Genomic DNA, 18,452 nt, shown 5'->3' on the forward strand with positions numbered 1-18,452 from the left:
AGAAAAGTAATGGTGGTAGGCATCCTAGCCGTTAGCTGAATGTAAATTAAAGCCAAAAAAGTTTAGTTATCTATGCTCAAAGACATAGAATAAGCAAATATACCAGGCTATTAGAAATCGTGGCTACACAAACTTTCGCCCTTAGCGTTCGTTCCCGGAGGGTAGGCCGCCTACGCAGACTCAAAGAATTAGAAACCTACAGAGGTGGGTTTTGTCTGTATAGCTGGGAATTCTATGAGACTATTGGTCAATTCACGGTGGGTTTGATCCCTCACCCCTAAAACATTGGTTTGGCGTTGCTTTCCCGCCCTGAAATAAATTTCGGGCTAATAGCTCAAGTCCGTTGAAACGGGCCCAAATCAGACTAATGAGGAATGATGGGTTTGACCCCCTATTAATTCGCCAACAGTCTCATTCTATTCGCCAGGGCAAGGTGTGTTTTTACAAAAGTGAGATGCTCCCAACAAGTGCAAATATCGTAATCTCTATTTTCGACTCTATTAATTAAAAAACCCAGTTTCTCTACGGAACTGGGTTAATAAAGTTATGGGGATGTTTTCTGTCTAATCTAGAAAACCCATTAGGCTTTCAGAATTGTCAATCTCGTTTGGTGCTATGGGACGATTCCCAAAGGTGGAATAACTGTCAGAAATTGCCAATGAACTTGAGGCAATTGGACGAATCCCAGAGAGATTTATACTTTCAACAACTTGGAATGTATTAGCACCAATTGGACGAATACCCATTGAGTTATAGGTTTCAACTACTTCCAAGGTACTGGTGCTAACGGGACGCACCCCAGCAATTGAGAGGTGTTCAGCAACTTCTAAGTCGCTAGCACCTATAGGACGAATTCCAGAAATGGCGAGTGTTCCAGAAGCTCCCACTGGCAGTTCAGTAACTTCCTCAACTTGATCTGCATTCAAGCTCTGGTCTTGTTGATTTTCAACTCCCTCTGTAGTTTCTCCTGGGGACTTGGCAGGCTTTTGCCGAGAACTGATTGCTTTGCCAGCGCTGCTAATAGTCATAAACGAAGACCTCTGGTTTGTTAATTGAATTTTACAATAATTAAGGAAAGATGAAATTTTTTTCCCATATATTCTAGAGTTTAACCTTAAAAAACCTCATATAGATATAAGAATCTTTAAAACAGATACATAAGTAAATTTAAATTAATAAGTTTTGTAAAAATTTATTACTAATTTTTTAGTCTAACAAGCCAGCTACAATGGGTATAGGGCGGAATCATCACCATGAGATAGGGTATTTATAGCAAAACTGTATGACAGAATTTTGTCTTCAAGCTCCCTTTAGTCCCACAGGCGATCAACCACAAGCGATCGCACAACTTACTGCGAGTATCCAAGCTGGTAATCGTTACCAAACTTTATTAGGAGCCACTGGAACTGGTAAGACATTTTCGGTAGCAGCAGTTATTGAGAAAATTGGCAAGCCTACTTTAGTTCTCGCGCATAACAAAACCCTGGCTGCACAGCTTTGTAACGAGTTGCGAGATTTCTTTCCCAACAACGCAGTCGAGTATTTCGTCAGCTACTACGATTATTATCAGCCAGAAGCGTATATTCCCGTTACCGACACTTATATTGAAAAAACGGCAGCGATTAATGATGAAATAGATATGTTGCGGCATTCAGCGACGCGATCGCTTTTTGAACGTCGTGATGTCATTGTCGTTGCTTCCATCAGTTGCATCTACGGTTTGGGAATGCCAGCAGAATATCTAAAAGCTGCCATCCCTCTTCAGATAGGTATGGAAGTAAATCAACGTCAAATTTTACGAGATTTGGCAAATGTTCAATATAGCCGCAACGACATCGAAATGGGCCGGGGAAAATTTCGCGTCCGGGGTGATGTCTTAGAAATCGGCCCAGCTTATGAAGACCGAATTATTCGCGTCGAATTCTTTGGTGACGAAATAGACGCGATTCGCTATATTGACCCAGTGACAGGTGAAATTCTCAAGAGTTTGGAAGCGGTGAATATCTACCCAGCACGTCACTTTGTCACCCCAGAAGAACGATTAGAAGTAGCTTGCCATGATATTGCCGCCGAGTTAAAACAGCAAAAACTAGACTTAGAACAAGCTGGCAAATTATTAGAAGCGCAACGCATAGATCAACGTACACGCTATGACCTAGAAATGCTGCGCGAAGTCGGTTATTGCAACGGCGTTGAGAACTATTCCCGTCACTTAGCAGGAAGACAAGCTGGAGATCCACCAGAATGTTTAATTGATTATTTTCCGAAAGATTGGCTATTAATTATCGATGAATCTCACGTTACCGTACCCCAAATTCGCGGCATGTATAACGGCGATCAAGCAAGAAAAAAAGTTTTAATCGATCATGGATTTCGGCTTCCTAGCGCTGCTGATAATCGTCCTTTAAAAGCCGAGGAATTTTGGCAAAAAGTAAATCAGTGTATCTTTGTTTCCGCAACTCCCGGAAATTGGGAAATAGAAGTCTCTGAAGACCATGTAATTGAGCAAGTGATTCGACCAACTGGGGTGGTTGATCCAGAAATTTCTGTGCGTCCCACAGAAGGACAAATTGATGATTTGTTAGGCGAAATTAAAGATAGAGCCGATCGCCATGAACGAGTGTTAATCACCACATTAACTAAGCGGATGGCGGAAGATTTAACCGAATATTTGCAAGACCACGGTATCAGGGTACGGTATTTACATTCCGAGATTACTTCTATTGAGCGCATAGAGATTTTGCAAAACTTACGCGAGGGAAAATTTGATGTTTTGGTTGGTGTGAATTTACTGCGGGAAGGTTTAGATTTACCCGAAGTTTCCTTAGTAGCAATTATGGATGCAGATAAAGAAGGTTTTTTGAGAACCGAGCGTTCCTTAATTCAAACTATTGGTAGAGCCGCGCGTCACGTCCAGGGACAAGCGATTTTGTATGCCGATAATATGACAGGTAGCATGATTAAAGCTATTGATGAAACAGATAGGCGGCGTGGGATTCAAACAGCACATAATCGATTGCATGGGATTACACCACAACCAATTGTGAAAAAATCAAGTAATGCGATTTTGGCTTTTTTAGATGTATCTCGGCGGTTGAATGCAACTGATTTGAAAATAGTAGATGAACATCTAGATGAACTGCCATTAGAACAGATTCCAGGGTTAATTACTCTGTTAGAAGTGCAGATGAAAGAAGCGGCGAAGAAACTGGAATTTGAAGAGGCGGGTAAATTGCGCGATCGCATTAAACATCTGCGGGATAAAATGCTAGGACGTTAACGTGAATCTACTGAGTCTTCAATTGGAGTGTGATTGAGGGGACACTGATGAACCATTGTTAATTGTAAATATCACGGCGATGCCCAACTTGATGAATTGTAATGAGTTGTGCTTCAGTATCAAAGGAATAAATAACTCGGTAGTCCCCAATTCTGAGTTTGAACAAACCGCTTAAATCAGAACTCAAAGGTTGAGGGGTTAAGTCCTCAAAGTTCTCAGACAACCAGCGAATTTTACGCAAGATGCGCTCTTGAATACTTGAGGTGAGAGTTTCAAGCCCGATAATCGCCTCTGATTTAAATTCGATCTCGTAGCTCATTACCTGGACAATCCCAGGTTTTTTGCTACTTCCTCAGCAGGGATTCCACGTTCTCCAGATTGAGTACGTTGTAAGGAGTCGAGTAGTTGCTGTTTCACTTCTGGCTTTATTTGTTTGCCTTTATCAGGATCAACCAATAGAGATTGAATCGTTTCGGCAACAGTTTCTTGAATCAGAAGTTTGAGTTCTTCGATGGTCATATCTTTGACTTGCATAGGGGATGATGGTTAGTGAGTACTACTCTTACTGTTTTACCTGCTATTGTGGCATATTGCGGCGATCGCTGCGGCGTAACAAACCGCTTGCACATCACATTAAGCATCTGCGGGATAAAATGTTAGGAAGTTAACGTGAATCTTATGCTTACCAATATTCGCCTAATTAAGTTTTTCCTCATCTATTTACCCTCAAGCAAATGCTTGAATTTTTACGTCAAACAGTAGACCGCAACTATGGGTTAGCTTGCGAAGTGTACTTGCCATCTGGCTGATTTTGGTTGATTTTGTCGCTAATCAATAAGCTCATCTTATCATTTATCGCAGATGAACAGCTTTTTTCCATTCCTCTAAAAATGGTATCATACACTACTATTTTTTAGCGATCGCAAAAGTTTTCGGTCTACTGAATGTTTTCTACTTTTTTCTTAATGCACTATTTTAGCCTTGTCACGCTACTACTTCGCCAAGTGCAGATGTACGCGCAAAATTTCTTGAATTAACTGTTGTACAGCTTCTTTACTCAAACTGCCATCTACCCGAACAATTCGTGAGGGATGGGATGCTGCTAAATGTGCATATCCTTGCTGAACGCGGCGATGAAAAGCGATTGTCTCTTGTTCAATGCGGTCTAATCCTACTTTACCTGAGAGTTTGCGGGAAAGTCCCACTTCGACATCGACATCTAGCCAAATAGTTAAATCGCTTTCTAAACCACCAGTGGCAATATTGTTCAGCTGATTGATTAAACTGATGTTTAGACCACGACCATATCCTTGGTAAGCAATGGTAGAGTCAGTGTAGCGATCGCATAAAATATATTTCCCAGCTGCGAGATTTGGTTTGAGTTCTTGTTCAACGTGTTGCGATCGGTCAGCAGCATACAATAAGAGTTCTGTTACTTCTGCAACTGGTTTATCTTCTGACTTTTCTAGTAGCAAGCGCCGAAGATGTAAACCTAACTCTGTTCCCCCTGGTTCGCGAGTTACCACCACAGAAACACCGAGACTTTCCAACCACTCAGAACAAAGCTGAATTTGGCTGGTTTTGCCACAGCCTTCCACCCCTTCAAATACAATTAATTTCCCACCCATGCTTTTTTGTTCGCTGCAATAAACTGATTCGCTGACGTTTGATCAAGAATAGCGCGAAGTGTAAAATATTAAACTGCGATCGCAATTGCAGTTTATGATTCAATACAGTTCAGATAAGACCAAAACACTTGTAGAGACGGCGATTTATCGCGTCTTTAAAACTCGAAAACTACGATTTAGTTGCCTGAAAATTGCCGTAACTGAGACGGTACAGTATCTCGCCAGCCTTCGGCACAAGTAAAATGCCTTCATCCTCTCGATTCGCCCATTCAGTGGGTTGAATCGTCGCCGGATCGCGATAGTTTAAGTTATGAGCAGCACAGCGTTCAGCAGAAATGCCAGTAGCTAAAGTAACACGAATCCGTGCTTGTTCTCCTTCTATCGGATCAAAAGTACCCATTCCTTTTAAGTGAGTACTATGGGCCAACACTCCAGAAGGATAATCTTGAAATTTATGCCACTGTTTGAGAAAGTAATCGCGCACATGATAGCCAATTTCGGATAAAATTTCGCCGTGTGTATAACTAAACTCAGTAATGTGAGGTGCATATATAATTACCTCGCCTCCATCGGCCACTACTGGCTCTAGCTTGTACATACCTTTTGCTGCTGTCCAAATGTCGTCATACATTTGGGGCATGACTGAAAGTACTTGTTTAAAAGGCTGATTTACATATTTAATATGCAGTTTAGCTGATAATTTTGCAGCGTCTTCCCAGGCTGACTCTGGTTTATCTATATAGAGTCCAGCTAACTGATTTGTTTTGGGTGCGACTACCATCGCTAAACAAAGTTTTGGGGTAGAAATCAGGTTAGCGGCTCGGTTAATCAAGCGTCGGACTGGTGTTATTCCCAGCGTGCCAATAATTTCATAACAGGTGATTAAAGCACCTAACCAGTGGGAGAGATTAATTACTTCTTGACCACCAATACCAGGAAAAAAATATTTATTTCCACCAGAAAAACCGACAACTTCATGGGGGAAAACTGGGCCACAAATCACGATCAAATCGTATTCTGTTACCAGCTTATTAATCCGCACATCAACCGACTGATGCAGCATTCCACTACTAATTTCTGCTATCTCGTCTGCCGAAATTACTCCACAAGAAATAAATGTATCCGGCTCATTCCAAAGGTGGTTGAAGATGCGAACTTTTTTAAAAGTTGTCTCCCGTTCATCTGGTGTTACTCCTACCAAGTGATTGATTTGTTCTTCACTCATGGGATTATGTGTACCCAGAGCAATTAAAAAATCCAGAGCTTCTACTCTTTTACTCAACTCCTGATGAAGCAATCGAAACATTTGCGGGATGGGAGCAGTGCGGGTACTATCTGGAATTAACACCAAGATGCGCTGTCCATCTAACTTCGGGTCTGCAAAAGCTTGATGAACTAACTCGGAAACTTGCTCGTCTGAAAGTGTCCCGTCATTTACAGCCAGTGAATACATTATTAGACTCCACTGTAGATACTAAATCCACCATCTACCGCTACAACTACCCCGTTAACAAAACTCGAACCAGAACTACATAACCAGATCAAAGTGCTGAGTAATTCATCTGGTTTTCCGAAACGTCCGGCGGGGGTATGGTCAATGATTTTTTGCCCGCGAACGGTCAAACTACCATCAGAATTTAGGAGTAAATCTCGATTTTGTTCGCCAATAAAAAAACCTGGTGCGATCGCATTTACTCGCATTCCATCACCATACTTTTGGGCGAGTTCTACAGCTAACCAGCGAGTAAAGTTATCTATCCCCGCTTTCGCAGCTGAGTAGCCAACCACCCGACTAATCACTCGAATGGCAGACATAGAAGAAATATTGACAATGCAACCGTGGGGCTGACTTCTTTCCACCATTGCTTGACCAAAAACCTGACAAGGTAGGAGAGTGCCAACTAAGTTGAGGCTAACTACTTCCTCAAAAGCTGTATGTGGCATATCAAAAATAGTTGCATCAGCAGTAATTGTGGCAGCCGGAATATTACCACCAGCCATATTTACCAAGATGTCTATTTCACCCCAACGCTGTATAATAATATCCCTAGCGATTTCTAATTGGGAGCGATCGCTAACATCGGCTACCACAGCAATACTTTCTCCACCATTAGCAGTAATCTCAGCCACCACCGCCCCCGCCCTAACTTCATTGCGACCCAAAACAACAACTCGCGCTCCCGCTAGAGCCAAACCCCTTGCCATAGCCCCACCAAGCACACCAGAACCACCAGTAACTACCGCAACCCGCTCCTTCAAACTAAAAAGTTTACTCAAAATCAACTCAGCCATCACCCATTCCCCCTCTCTGCGTACCTCTGCGCTTCCCTCCGCGCCCCTTTGCGTTTTCAATTCCCCTCAAACTTATAAGCAACCTTAGCGAGGTCATAAGCCAAAGCACGAGCCATTTCATACCCTTCTTCCTCCTCAACCAACCCCCGTGCAACCAATCCAGCCAACCAATTACAAGCTACCCGCCGCCAAACATTATGACGAGCCGGAATCGAAACAAAAGCCCGCGTATCATCATTAAATCCAGCAGTATTATAAATTCCCGCAGTTTCCATTACCTGATTGAAATAACGCTCCATACCATTTAGGCTGTCATGAAACCACCAAGGCGGCCCAAGCAATACAGTAGGATAATGACCAGCTAAAGGAGCCATCTCGCGGCTATAAGCGCTTTCATCCATACCAAAAATGATTAAATGGAAGCACGGATCGTTACCATAAGCTGACAACAACGGACGCAGATTTTGAGTCCACTCTATTTTTATGGGAATATCAGCACCTTTATCAGCTCCAAATCTCTCAAATAAAGCCGGGTTATGGTTACGCATCACACCGCAATGCATTTGCATTACCAAGCCATCTTCTACACTCATCCGCGCCATTTCCATGAAAATATGACCGGTAAAATTTTCGACATCCCCTGGATTCAGCTTGCTGGTTAATGCTCTTGCAAAGATAGCTTCAGCTTCTTGGTCAGAAAGACGTGTAGTATAAGGTGTAGCTGCACCTTGATCGGTAGCTGTCGCGCCCATTTTTTTAAAGAAAGCTCGACGTTCTTCTAAAGCTTGCACAAAATTGGCATAAGTGTTAATTTCTCTACCGATACTGCTTTCTAACTTGCTAAGATTTTCCCGCCAACCAGGAGCATCCAGATTAACCACTGCATCGGGACGAAAAGTTGGTCTAATTTGAGTAAAACCTTCTTCGTGGAGCGATCGCTGATTCTCTAGGTTATCACTGGCGGCATCGGTAGTACAAAGCACTTCGATATTAAAGCGTTTGAATAAAGCACGAGGGGAAAACTCAGGTAAGGCTAACAAACCTTCTAGACAATCATAAATATATCTTGCATTGCGAGAATTTAAAGGTTCATCCACCCCAAAGACGTTAGTTAGTTCCTCTTTCAACCACAACCCAGAGGGAGTACCCTGGAATAGATAAAAATGGTCAGCGAACAATTGCCAGATTTTGCGGTGGTCGGTTTCTACTGGTGAACCATCATTAGTAAGTATGCCCAAAGCTTGCAGAGATACGCCCTGACTGTATAGCATCCGCAAAAGGTAGTGGTCAGGAATAATCAGTAATTCCGTTGGTGAACCAAAACGGGCTGCGGGATTAGCTAACAAAGCTGGATCTACGTGTCCGTGTGGACAAACTAGAGGTAACGCAGATATGCTATCAAAAAATTGGTGAGCTAGTCGTCTTTGAAGTGGTTCTGGAGAAAAACAGCGATCGGGAGATAAACTCGGTTTTTTGGTTAACATATTTTTGTCCGATTAAAGTTTTTAGTGTTGCTGAGTGCAAATAAGAACGATAAACAGCCTACTCTTTCCCTCTTGGCGTACTTGGCGTACTTGGCGGTTCGTTTAATAATTAACTGCATCTTCACAACAAATTAGTATGAAATTATTTAATTAATTTAGTACTACTACCACGCTCTACTAGAAAAGGAGATAAAACACGATTTTCCACAGTTTTTTCTTCTATTAAATCGAGTAACATTTGCATGGCATAGCCACCAATTTCTAACATTGGCTGACTAACTGTGGTCAGTGCCGGCGTAACGTAATTGCCCAAAGCAATACCATCAAATCCGACCAGACTTAAATTTCGCGGTACTAAAATACCTAATTCTTGGCAAGCTAACAGAGCGCCAACTGCTACCATATCGTTGTAACAAAAGATGCCTGTAACTTCCGCAGCCAATAGTTTAGCAAGCATATTTTGCCCAGTGGCAACATCGCTTCTTCTGATATTATATTCATCACTAATTGAAACCCAATCAGTATTTTGTGGGATACCAGCTTCCGCAAGAGCCATTTGATATCCTTCTAGGCGCTGCTGGTTTGATCTACTGCGATCGCCTACACCCAGATAACCAATGGCAGTGTGTCCCAGACTAATTAGATGCTCTGTAGCTAACTTAGCACCTAAGCGATCGTCTATTTCTACTGAGTGAAATATTTCCGATTGATCTTCAGTCTGGCTATTAATCAGAACCGTTGGCACAGCAATTTGTGTGAGTTGCTTGATATGCTGCTTACTAATTCGTGAGTCGGCTACCAAGATACCGTCCACCCTGCGGCGATGAAAAGTATCAATAGCTGCCATTTCCTGATCAAAATCTCGGTGTGAAGCACTCAATAAAACACTCAAGCCTGCTGGTCTAGCTATCTTCTCGATTCCCTCTACTACCTCTGCAAAAAAAGGATCTGAAATTGAAGTTACTACCACACCAATGGTATTAGTACGTTTATTTTGCAAGCTTTGAGCAATAGCATTCGGCACATAGCTCATTTCCTGCGCCAGTCGCTTAATTTCTTCTCGCACTTTCGGGCTAATTAGAGCGTTATCTCGCAAAGCACGTGAAACGGTAGAATGAGAAACGCCTGCCCTGCGGGCAATATCTTCAATCGAAATTCTTCGTTTATTCATTATTTTATCTTAGCTTTTAAATATTGCACACGTGTGCATTTGTATGTATTATAGAAAATAATCGTTATTTGTCAAGAGATTTTAATACAACTCACATTTGGGATGGAAAGGATTTACAAGTCCTGACTTTTACCTCTGTTCATAATTACAACTACAAATTAGGAATTAGTTAAATTTTTATTAAGAAAAAAATGATTATTATCATTATGGGTGTATCAGGTTCTGGGAAAACTACCATCGGAAAACTGCTAGCAGACTCCTTAGACTGGGAGTTTAGTGATGCTGATTCTTTCCACTCGCCAGAGAATATTGAGAAAATGCGGTGTGCTATCCCTCTGAGTGAAGCTGATAGGATACCTTGGTTACAAGATTTGCAAACAGCTATTAAACACTGGCTACAAGAAAATAAAAATGTGGTGTTGGCGTGTTCCGCTTTAAAAGATAGTTATCGGAAATTTTTGGTATTGGATAGCGATGGCTTCGCCAACGCCAAGGGCGAACGCATCAAGCTAGTTTACCTCAAAGGGTCTTATGAGTTGATTCAAATGCGGTTGCAAGAGCGTAGCAATCATTACATGAGTGAAAAACTGCTCGACAGCCAGTTTTATACTCTTGAAGAACCATTAGACGCTCTATGTATTGATGTTGCACAGCCACCCCAGATAATTGTCCAAAATATTAGAGCGGCTTTGGAAATTTAGCTTATTAGTGACAACCGTAATATTAAGATTAATCACGTATCTACGAAAACATGAACTTTTGGCAACTAAATCACATCAGATGTAAGTCTAAATAGATATCAAAGCAACCATATATCTGAGAGTGGTAGGAGAAAACTAGTGTTTTTAAGATTAGCACAACAACATCGAGAGTTCGTCCAAGACTTGGTAATGAGCCTGCAAGCCTTGACAATTATACTTGAGCGGCGTGGTTACACTGCGTCATGTTATACATGCGGCGACCAAATGAAGAGTGCTTCATTTATGGTTAGCCTCAGAGAAAAGCACCTGATTCGATTTTTAGTGTCTGATTACGGGATTACTTGGATGGAATTGTGGGACGATCGCGAATTAATGAAGTTGGAAGGTGCAGAAGCAATAAACCAACTGCAAGAGTTGGCTAATCTTGTCAAGTATTCCACTGCCATACAATTAATAAAATAATTAACGACTCCCTTGGCTGAATTCGACAAAAATTAGCGTAGTTTTTGCACACGTGTGTAAAACAAAAGATAAACTTATATTTAACACGGGTTTATGCACACGTGTGTATAAACTAATAATCATACCATTTTCAAAAGTCTATCCAACAATAGAGGCATACAAATGTACGCCTCTATCGATGTATTTGTAGATGAAGGGGTGACAACTCTCACCAGTCAATCATGCACAGGTATCCAAAGACGAAAAGAAACTTAACACACATTCTTGCACACGTGTGCAAGAATTAAAGAATAAGTCTAATAAAGGTTTTGCACACCTGTGCATAAAAAGGAATGTAAAAGTATTATTTAACAAATCAACAAGTAAGAAAATATGTCGCAAACTCTAAATCATGTAGTTGCTCAAGCTCAAAACAATCCCTTACATTCCTTAGAAGAATGGGAAGAAGACTTACTAAATCGCTATCCTGATCCAGAAAACATAGTTAAAGAAGGTAAAACCACTGAAGAGTACAGAAATTACGAAACGACTATTAGAGATACGGTAAAAGAGTTTTATCGGTTAAATCATATTAATCAAACTTATGATTTTGTACTTCAAAAAGAAAAAGAATTTTTGAAGTTTGATAAAAAAGAAATGTCTGTTTGGGATGCGGTCGAATTTTTGAATCAATTGGTTGATGATTCCGATCCTGATACAGACATGGATCAATTACAACATCTATTGCAAACATCAGAAGCCATTCGCGCCGATGGTCATCCTGACTGGATGGTACTTACTGGCTTCTTTCATGATATGGGGAAAGTACTTTGTCTGTTTGGTGAGCCTCAATGGGCTACTGTCGGTGATACTTATCCTGTAGGTTGTGCATTTTCTGATAAAATTGTTTTCTCAGAATTCTTCAAAGAAAACCCTGATTATCAGAACCCCGACTACAACACTAAATATGGCATTTATGAGCCTAACTGTGGATTGAGTAATGTACATATATCATGGGGGCATGATGAGTATTTTTATCAGATGATGAAAAACTATTTGCCTGAACCTGCATTGTATATGCTTCGCTATCACTCATTTTATCCTCAACATCGTGAAAATGCTTATGAACATTTGATGGATAAACACGACAAAGAAATGTTTAAATGGGTAAAGTTATTCAATCCCTACGATTTGTATTCAAAAAACCCTATTCCTCCTGATTGGCAAAAATTAAAACCATACTATGAAGATTTGGTGGCTAAATATTTACCCGCAACGTTAAAGTTTTAAACTGCTTGAAGAAGAATTCAGAATTCAGAATCCTATATCTATGAAGGGATAGAGTAAGAGCAAGATATTACATTTCTACAAGAATAAAACAGATATGCAAATGTTCTTTATCCCTAATCAGGCTTAAAAAGCTTATCTTGTTTACTCCTCTATTGCCTTCAAGTGATGGAGGAGTAATAACAAATAAATACGCTTGTCAAGCAGATTTGAGTTAATTTAAAAAATCTAACTAAAGGATGTTTACATTTCTCAAAATCTGGCATTCACAGTCAAAGTTTTCCCTACTATAACAATATCTTTTCTGAAGGAGCTTGATTAAGAAATGTTAAAGTTTTTAACATTAAATATTTTATTTAATAGGCGAATTTATACAGATGCTTTGCAATGAAGACTTTAGGTTATGTAGAGAGATTTCAACTCTTTCTTTTTGTAAAGTTCAATAAACAAAATTAATTTTTGCACTGGAGCGATATAAAATGAGACAAGTCAAAACAAATAATAATTACAAGTTTAATAAAACTAATTTTTGGCAGTTTCACGTAAAAGCTGTTTTCAGACTACGCACTACTGAATTATTTTCGCCAGAAAATAATGTGATTATTTGAAGTAGTGTAATGTTCATAGCTTTGCTTTAAAAATAAAACATCTAGTTTCGTGAAACTAACAGTAATAACTCCAATTCTGATGGGTCATATTAGAAGCAACACAGTTCAGATAGAGCAACAAAACACTTGTAGAGAAGGCGATTTATCGCGTCTCTAAAACCCAAAATTGTTGCCAGTAGCCCTTAAGAACCGTATTGAAATTAGAAGACCTTTGGAGTTGAAATTCCAAAATCTAGTAACATCACTAAGCAGGTCTAAAGTTTTCAGACTTAGTTTATATTGTGATGACTCTACAGATTTATATTCTACTGACCTTTATCAAATTTAAATCCGTTGTTAGAAATAGATGAATATGAAGAGAATTGCGCTGATAGTTGGTATATTAGGTTTTGCGGTTGTTGGTTGCACAAATGGCGCTCAAAATAGCGACACTGCTACTAATAATACTAACAGGGCTACTAATATAAGTGCAGAGAGTCTTAGTAATCCAAATAAAAAATTGCAAACAATCGGCGTTGCTTTAGGTGACTTAGGCAATCCCTTCTATAATGCAGTACAGAATGGCGCTGAGATAGAAGCCCAGAAAATCGGGGGTAATATCAGAGTTAATGCGGTTTCCAGTGCTTTTGATCTGAACCAACAAAGCAACCAAATCGAAAATTTTACCGCTGCGAAGACTGATTTAATTATCCTTAGCGCTGTTGATAAAAAAGGAGTTAAACCCGTAATTGACCAAGCAAGGCTTGCAGGTAGGATTGTGATTGCAGTAGATTCAGCCGTTGATGCTGATGTGGATGCGATGATTAGTTCCAACAATACTCAAGCTGGTGAGGTTGCTTGTCAATATATTGGCGATCGCCTCAAAGGTCAAGGTAGTGTAGTCATCCTCAACGGTACGCCGATGGACTCAATCAATCAGCGAGTGAGTGGCTGTGAGAAATCATTGTCCAAATATCCTAATATCAAACTCATCTCTAAAGACCAAAACGCCGAAGGGACAAGGGATGGAGGATTGAGAGTCATGAGTGATTTGCTGACAACCTTTCCCAAAATTGATGCCGTTTTTGCCACCAACGACCAAAGCGGTGTCGGCGCAGATTTAGCAGCTAGACAAGCGAAACGTAAAGAATTTTTTATTGTTGGGGTTGATGGATCGCCAGATGCAACCAAAGCAATGGAAGATAAAGACGGTGTATTTGCTGCAACTGCTGCTCAAAATCCCGCAGGGATGGCCCAAAAAGCGGTTCAGATTGGCAATGATATCATCCAGGGTAAAAAACCTGAGTCACCGAATATTCTGATTCCAGTCAACTTGGTTACTAGAGAGAACCTCAGCAGCTACAAAGGCTGGTAATTATTCGTAATTCGTAATTACGGAAAAAGGCTTGATACAGCAGAGTTACAGTACTTGACCCTGTTTTTTCATAGATCGTTTTTAAGTTTGGTGTAAATAAGAAAGACTTCTAGGAGATATATGAATGTGAAAAAGATTACGTTCACCTCTGGTGTTACGCTTCGCGTAATCGCAGCTAGCCTACTAGGTATCATGAGTGGCAGTCTTTTCGGCTGTACAAATGGTTCTCCCGATAGCAATACGGCTACTAACCCTGAAACCAAACCGGCTACTAATACTAGTGCAGAAACTAAAATCGCTACTGGGAATGGAAAATTACGATCCGTTGCCTTTACTGTTGGTGATTTAAGTAATCCCTTCTTCGTCCTTATGGGACAAGCAACTGAGGCAGAAGCGAAGAAAATCGGCGGTAAGGATGTCAATGTTACCGTAGTTTCTAGTGCCTATGACCTCAATCAACAAGCTAATCAAATTGAGAATTTCACTGCTGCCAATACTGACATCATTATTGTCAATGCTGCTGATAAAAGCGGCATTAAACCAGCAATTGAAAAAGCAAAACAAGCAGGTAGAATTGTCATTGCAGTAGACACAGGTGCAGAAGGTGGTGTAGATGCCACCATTACCACTAATAATGTCCAAGCTGGAGAAGTTAGTTGCAAATATATTGCTGACCGCCTCAAAGGTAAAGGTAATGTTGTCATAGTTAACGGCCCACCAGTGGACTCGGTGATTCAGCGAGTTAGTGGTTGTGAGAATGTATTGTCCAAATATCCTGATATCAAAATCCTCTCCAAAAACCAAAATGCAGAGGGTAGTCGGGATGGAGGACTCAGAGTTATGACTGATTTGCTGACAACTTTTCCAAAGATTGATGCGGTTTTTGCCATCAATGACCCAAGTGGAGTAGGTGCAGAACTAGCGGCTAACCAAGCACAACGTAAAGATTTCTTTATTGTCGGGGTTGATGGCGCACCAGAAGCAATAACTGCGATCGCAGCGAAAGATGGTATATATGCGGCAACTGCTACTCAAAATCCGCGAGGGATGGCCGAAAAAGCAGTTCAAGTTGGCAACGACATTTTAAATGGGAAAAAACCTAGCAGTTCCACCATTTTGATTCCAGTTAAGTTAATCACAAAAGATAACGTCAGCACAGAAAAAGGCTGGAAGTAATAGAAATTGTGAATTTGCAATTGGAAATTATGTCTTTTGATATAAGTCCTTTGGTGCATTTGTAAAGTTTTTGCACATACCTAGAATGTCCGGCAGTTTTCATTTAAATTAATACCAAACCTCATCTTTATGCCTGTCTTTTATTTAATAGAAAGATGAGTTTGGAAAGAGGTTATAACTCTGCTGTACAAAACAATAACCGCTATGTATGTGCATCAGCGGAGAGTCTGAGTGTGCATTTCTAGCACTCAGACTTTTCCAAAAATCTTTATAAACTAACGTTAACAACAAAGGATGAAAATATCTCTTTTCCACTCCTAGTCAGCTTTTAAAACATGATTTTGCGATCAATCAAATATGAATTTATTAATTTCTAATTCAGGTTCGCAAATTTTAAATAGTTTTTACAGGTTTTGCTCATGACAACAAATATTGAAACCTCACTTTCTGATGCACCAACTAGCACTCCAGTGTTAGAAATGCAAGGAATTACAAAGCGATTTCATGGTGTATCTGCGCTCCAAAATGTGAATCTGACGATTTATCCGGGAGAAGTTCACGCCCTCATGGGTGAAAACGGAGCAGGCAAAAGCACATTGATGAAAATCCTGGCTGGGGCTTACATTGCTGATGAAGGAGAAATTCGCATCAATGGTCAACCCCTGAAAATTACCGATCCGGCGACAGCACGCAAATCAGGTATTAATCTGATTTATCAAGAATTGAATGTTGCACCGAATTTAAGCGTTACCGAAAATATGTTTATGGGTAGCGAGTTGCGGCGAGGTCAGCTTTTAGACCGCAAAGCGATGCAACTGGAAGCAGAGGAAGTGTTGGAAAGCCTGGGAGCCAATTTTACCGCCCAGACGATAGTTGGTACTTTGTCCATCGCCGAACAGCAGCAAGTGGAAATTGCCAGGGCGCTGAAAGATAAAAGCCGCGTTTTGGTGATGGATGAGCCAACAGCAGCCCTATCTGACCGCGAGAGCGACCATTTATTTGAGGTAATTCGCAAACTGCGGCGTGATGGCATTGCTATTATTTACATCAGCCATCGGATGGAAGAAATTTATGCTCTAGCTGACCGGATTAGTGTGTTGCGCGATGGTCAATATATTGGTAGTTTGACACGCAGCGAAATTTCTCCACAGCGATTGGTGCAGATGATGGTCGGTCGCTCCATGCAAGACTTTTACGAACATCAACGACAAATGAATCCTGGCCCCGTCGTGCTGTCAGTCAGAAATATGAGCGATGCGCGTCAGAAGCTTGAGCCGACTAGTTTTGAACTTCATGCTGGAGAAATTCTCGGTTTAGCGGGGCTGGTTGGTGCTGGACGCACAGAACTATCCCGGCTGATTTTTGGTGCAGATCGTAAGGCCAGTGGTGAAGTATTCTTGAACGGCCAAAAACTGGAAATTAATACGCCCAGTGATGCGATCGCAGCCGGAATTGGCTACGTCCCCGAAGACCGCAAAGACCAAGGTTTATTTCTGGAAATGAGCGCCCGCAAGAATATTGCCATCAACACACTCAAACAGGATGCAAGGGCTGGAATTGTTAACTGGGCTTCAGTGAATCGGCTATCAACAGATGCGGTAGAAAACTTTAATATCCGCCTAGCCAACTTGGAAATTAGAGCATTGGATCTTTCTGGTGGTAATCAGCAGAAACTACTGCTAGCGCGTTGGTTAGCCATTAAACCGAGAGTGTTGATGTTAGATGAACCGACACGGGGCGTAGATATCGGTGCTAAAAGCGAAATTTACCGAATCATGAGCGAATTAGCAGCACAAGGGGTTGCTATTTTAATGGTTTCCAGCGAACTATCGGAGATTGTCGGCATGAGCGATCGCGTTTTAGTGATGCGAGAAGGACAGCTGGTAGGTGAACTGGATGGCAGTCTTGGCAAAGAAATCACCCAAGAAAAGATTATGCACTATGCAACAGGAGCATCGGAGGTATTAGCATCATGAGTCAGACAGTCAGACCGCCTATCAATAAATCAGCCAACAATCCCGCATCTGGCAACCGGAAATCAATCGGCACTCTGTTGGAAGTTGCGGGTATTCTGCCAATCTTAGTAATTATCTGCATCTTATTTGCATTCCTTTCTCCCAACTTCCTCACCGGCGGTAACATCGTCAATATCTTGCGTCAGGCATCAATCAATATTGTGCTGGCAACAGGAATGACCTTTGTAATTCTCACCGGCGGTATTGACCTTTCCGTTGGGTCAATCTTAGCCGTTTCTGCCGTAGTTGCATTGCTAGTATCGCTACTGCCGGCTTTAAGTTGGGCGGCTGTACCTGCTGCCTTGCTGGCAGGATTGCTTTTAGGTTTACTTAACGGTGCGCTTATTACCTTTTTGGATGTACCACCTTTTATTGTCACCTTGGGTTCACTTACCGCCTTGCGGGGTGTGGCCTTTTTAATTGCCAAGGGGACAACGCTGATTAACCGGGACATCAATTTTGCTTGGGTGGGTAATAGTTATATCGGCCCTCTGCCGTGGCTAGTAATCATTGCGCTACTGACGGTAATCGCTAGCTGGTTTGTGCTACGGCAAACTGTTTTAGGAGTGCAGATATATGCTGTTGGTGGTAACGAGAGGGCAGCGAGATTAACTGGGATTAAAGTTAATCGGGTGTTGTTATTCGTCTATGGTATTAGCGGATTACTGGCAGGCTTAGGAGGAATCATGAGCGCCAGCCGTCTTTATAGTGCCAGTGGCGTATTAGGTCAGGGTTATGAATTAGATGCGATCGCAGCTGTTATTCTAGGTGGAACCAGCTTTACAGGTGGTATTGGTACCATTGGCGGCACTCTTCTCGGTGCATTGATTATTGCGATTCTCAACAACGGTTTAACCTTGTTGAACCTATCTTACTTCTGGCAACTAGTCGTCAAAGGACTAGTAATTATTTTGGCAGTAATGATTGATCGGTTACGCAGACGTTCCAGACGATAAAAGGGACTGGGGACTGGGGACTGGAGGGATGAGGGAGATAAACAAAACTCTTAACTCAG

General features: G+C 41.3%; 16 protein-coding genes. 8 read left to right on the plus strand and 8 right to left on the minus strand.

Annotated elements, in window-relative coordinates:
- Nucleotides 1-563 precede the first annotated feature (563 nt).
- Nucleotides 564-1,028: a hypothetical protein gene (locus tag V7L07_RS06860; RefSeq protein WP_335056217.1), complete on the minus strand. Its 465-nt coding sequence runs from the start codon at nt 1,026-1,028 to the stop codon at nt 564-566.
- 254 nt (nt 1,029-1,282) lie between these two features.
- Between V7L07_RS06860 and uvrB the strand changes: the two genes are divergently transcribed.
- Nucleotides 1,283-3,280 carry an excinuclease ABC subunit UvrB gene (uvrB, locus tag V7L07_RS06865; RefSeq protein ID WP_335056219.1) on the plus strand — a complete coding sequence of 666 codons (1,998 nt, stop codon included), beginning with the start codon at nt 1,283-1,285 and terminating at the stop codon, nt 3,278-3,280.
- A gap of 58 nt (nt 3,281-3,338) precedes the next feature.
- On the opposite strand, the gene V7L07_RS06870 is transcribed toward uvrB, so the two are convergent.
- The 7 genes from V7L07_RS06870 to V7L07_RS06900 form a co-directional block, all read right to left on the minus strand.
- Nucleotides 3,339-3,599: a type II toxin-antitoxin system RelE family toxin gene (locus tag V7L07_RS06870; RefSeq protein WP_335056221.1), complete on the minus strand. Its 261-nt coding sequence runs from the start codon at nt 3,597-3,599 to the stop codon at nt 3,339-3,341.
- Nucleotides 3,599-3,814, minus strand: coding sequence for a hypothetical protein (locus V7L07_RS06875; RefSeq protein ID WP_335056223.1), 216 nt, complete (start codon nt 3,812-3,814; stop codon nt 3,599-3,601). The genes V7L07_RS06870 and V7L07_RS06875 overlap by 1 nt, the downstream gene beginning before the upstream one ends.
- A gap of 458 nt (nt 3,815-4,272) precedes the next feature.
- The gene (gene tmk, locus V7L07_RS06880; RefSeq protein WP_335056225.1) at nt 4,273-4,908 is read right to left on the minus strand and encodes a dTMP kinase; all 636 of its coding nucleotides are present in this window, start codon (nt 4,906-4,908) and stop codon (nt 4,273-4,275) included.
- A 169-nt stretch (nt 4,909-5,077) separates the two neighbouring features.
- Complete coding sequence (locus tag V7L07_RS06885; protein WP_335056227.1) at nt 5,078-6,361, minus strand: lactate racemase domain-containing protein; 1,284 nt, start codon at nt 6,359-6,361, stop codon at nt 5,078-5,080.
- Between the two features lie 2 nt (nt 6,362-6,363).
- On the minus strand, nt 6,364-7,200 hold the full coding sequence (locus tag V7L07_RS06890; protein WP_335056229.1) for an SDR family oxidoreductase: 837 nt from the start codon (nt 7,198-7,200) through the stop codon (nt 6,364-6,366).
- Between the two features lie 56 nt (nt 7,201-7,256).
- Nucleotides 7,257-8,684, minus strand: coding sequence for a glucuronate isomerase (gene uxaC, locus V7L07_RS06895; RefSeq protein WP_335056231.1), 1,428 nt, complete (start codon nt 8,682-8,684; stop codon nt 7,257-7,259).
- Nucleotides 8,685-8,826: 142 nt separating this feature from the next.
- Nucleotides 8,827-9,855, minus strand: coding sequence for a LacI family DNA-binding transcriptional regulator (locus tag V7L07_RS06900; RefSeq protein ID WP_335056233.1), 1,029 nt, complete (start codon nt 9,853-9,855; stop codon nt 8,827-8,829).
- Nucleotides 9,856-10,046: 191 nt separating this feature from the next.
- On the opposite strand from V7L07_RS06900, the gene V7L07_RS06905 reads away from it, so the two are divergent.
- From V7L07_RS06905 to V7L07_RS06935, 7 genes are all read left to right on the plus strand, one after another.
- Nucleotides 10,047-10,556 carry a gluconokinase gene (locus V7L07_RS06905; RefSeq protein WP_335056235.1) on the plus strand — a complete coding sequence of 170 codons (510 nt, stop codon included), beginning with the start codon at nt 10,047-10,049 and terminating at the stop codon, nt 10,554-10,556.
- Nucleotides 10,557-10,694: 138 nt separating this feature from the next.
- Nucleotides 10,695-11,018, plus strand: a complete 324-nt coding sequence (locus V7L07_RS06910; protein WP_334696371.1) for a DUF1815 family protein — start codon at nt 10,695-10,697, stop codon at nt 11,016-11,018.
- 372 nt (nt 11,019-11,390) lie between these two features.
- The gene (locus tag V7L07_RS06915) at nt 11,391-12,287 is read left to right on the plus strand and encodes an inositol oxygenase family protein (protein WP_335056237.1); all 897 of its coding nucleotides are present in this window, start codon (nt 11,391-11,393) and stop codon (nt 12,285-12,287) included.
- 957 nt (nt 12,288-13,244) lie between these two features.
- Complete coding sequence (locus tag V7L07_RS06920) at nt 13,245-14,246, plus strand: substrate-binding domain-containing protein (RefSeq protein WP_335056239.1); 1,002 nt, start codon at nt 13,245-13,247, stop codon at nt 14,244-14,246.
- A 120-nt stretch (nt 14,247-14,366) separates the two neighbouring features.
- The gene (locus V7L07_RS06925; protein WP_335056241.1) at nt 14,367-15,422 is read left to right on the plus strand and encodes an ABC transporter substrate-binding protein; all 1,056 of its coding nucleotides are present in this window, start codon (nt 14,367-14,369) and stop codon (nt 15,420-15,422) included.
- A 419-nt stretch (nt 15,423-15,841) separates the two neighbouring features.
- Nucleotides 15,842-17,398: a sugar ABC transporter ATP-binding protein gene (locus tag V7L07_RS06930; protein ID WP_335056243.1), complete on the plus strand. Its 1,557-nt coding sequence runs from the start codon at nt 15,842-15,844 to the stop codon at nt 17,396-17,398.
- Nucleotides 17,395-18,393, plus strand: a complete 999-nt coding sequence (locus V7L07_RS06935; protein ID WP_335056245.1) for an ABC transporter permease subunit — start codon at nt 17,395-17,397, stop codon at nt 18,391-18,393. The genes V7L07_RS06930 and V7L07_RS06935 overlap by 4 nt, the downstream gene beginning before the upstream one ends.
- The last annotated feature ends 59 nt before the right edge of the window (nt 18,394-18,452 follow it).

The sequence above is a fragment of the Nostoc sp. genome (assembly GCF_036916985.1).
GTDB lineage: Bacteria > Cyanobacteriota > Cyanobacteriia > Cyanobacteriales > Nostocaceae > Nostoc.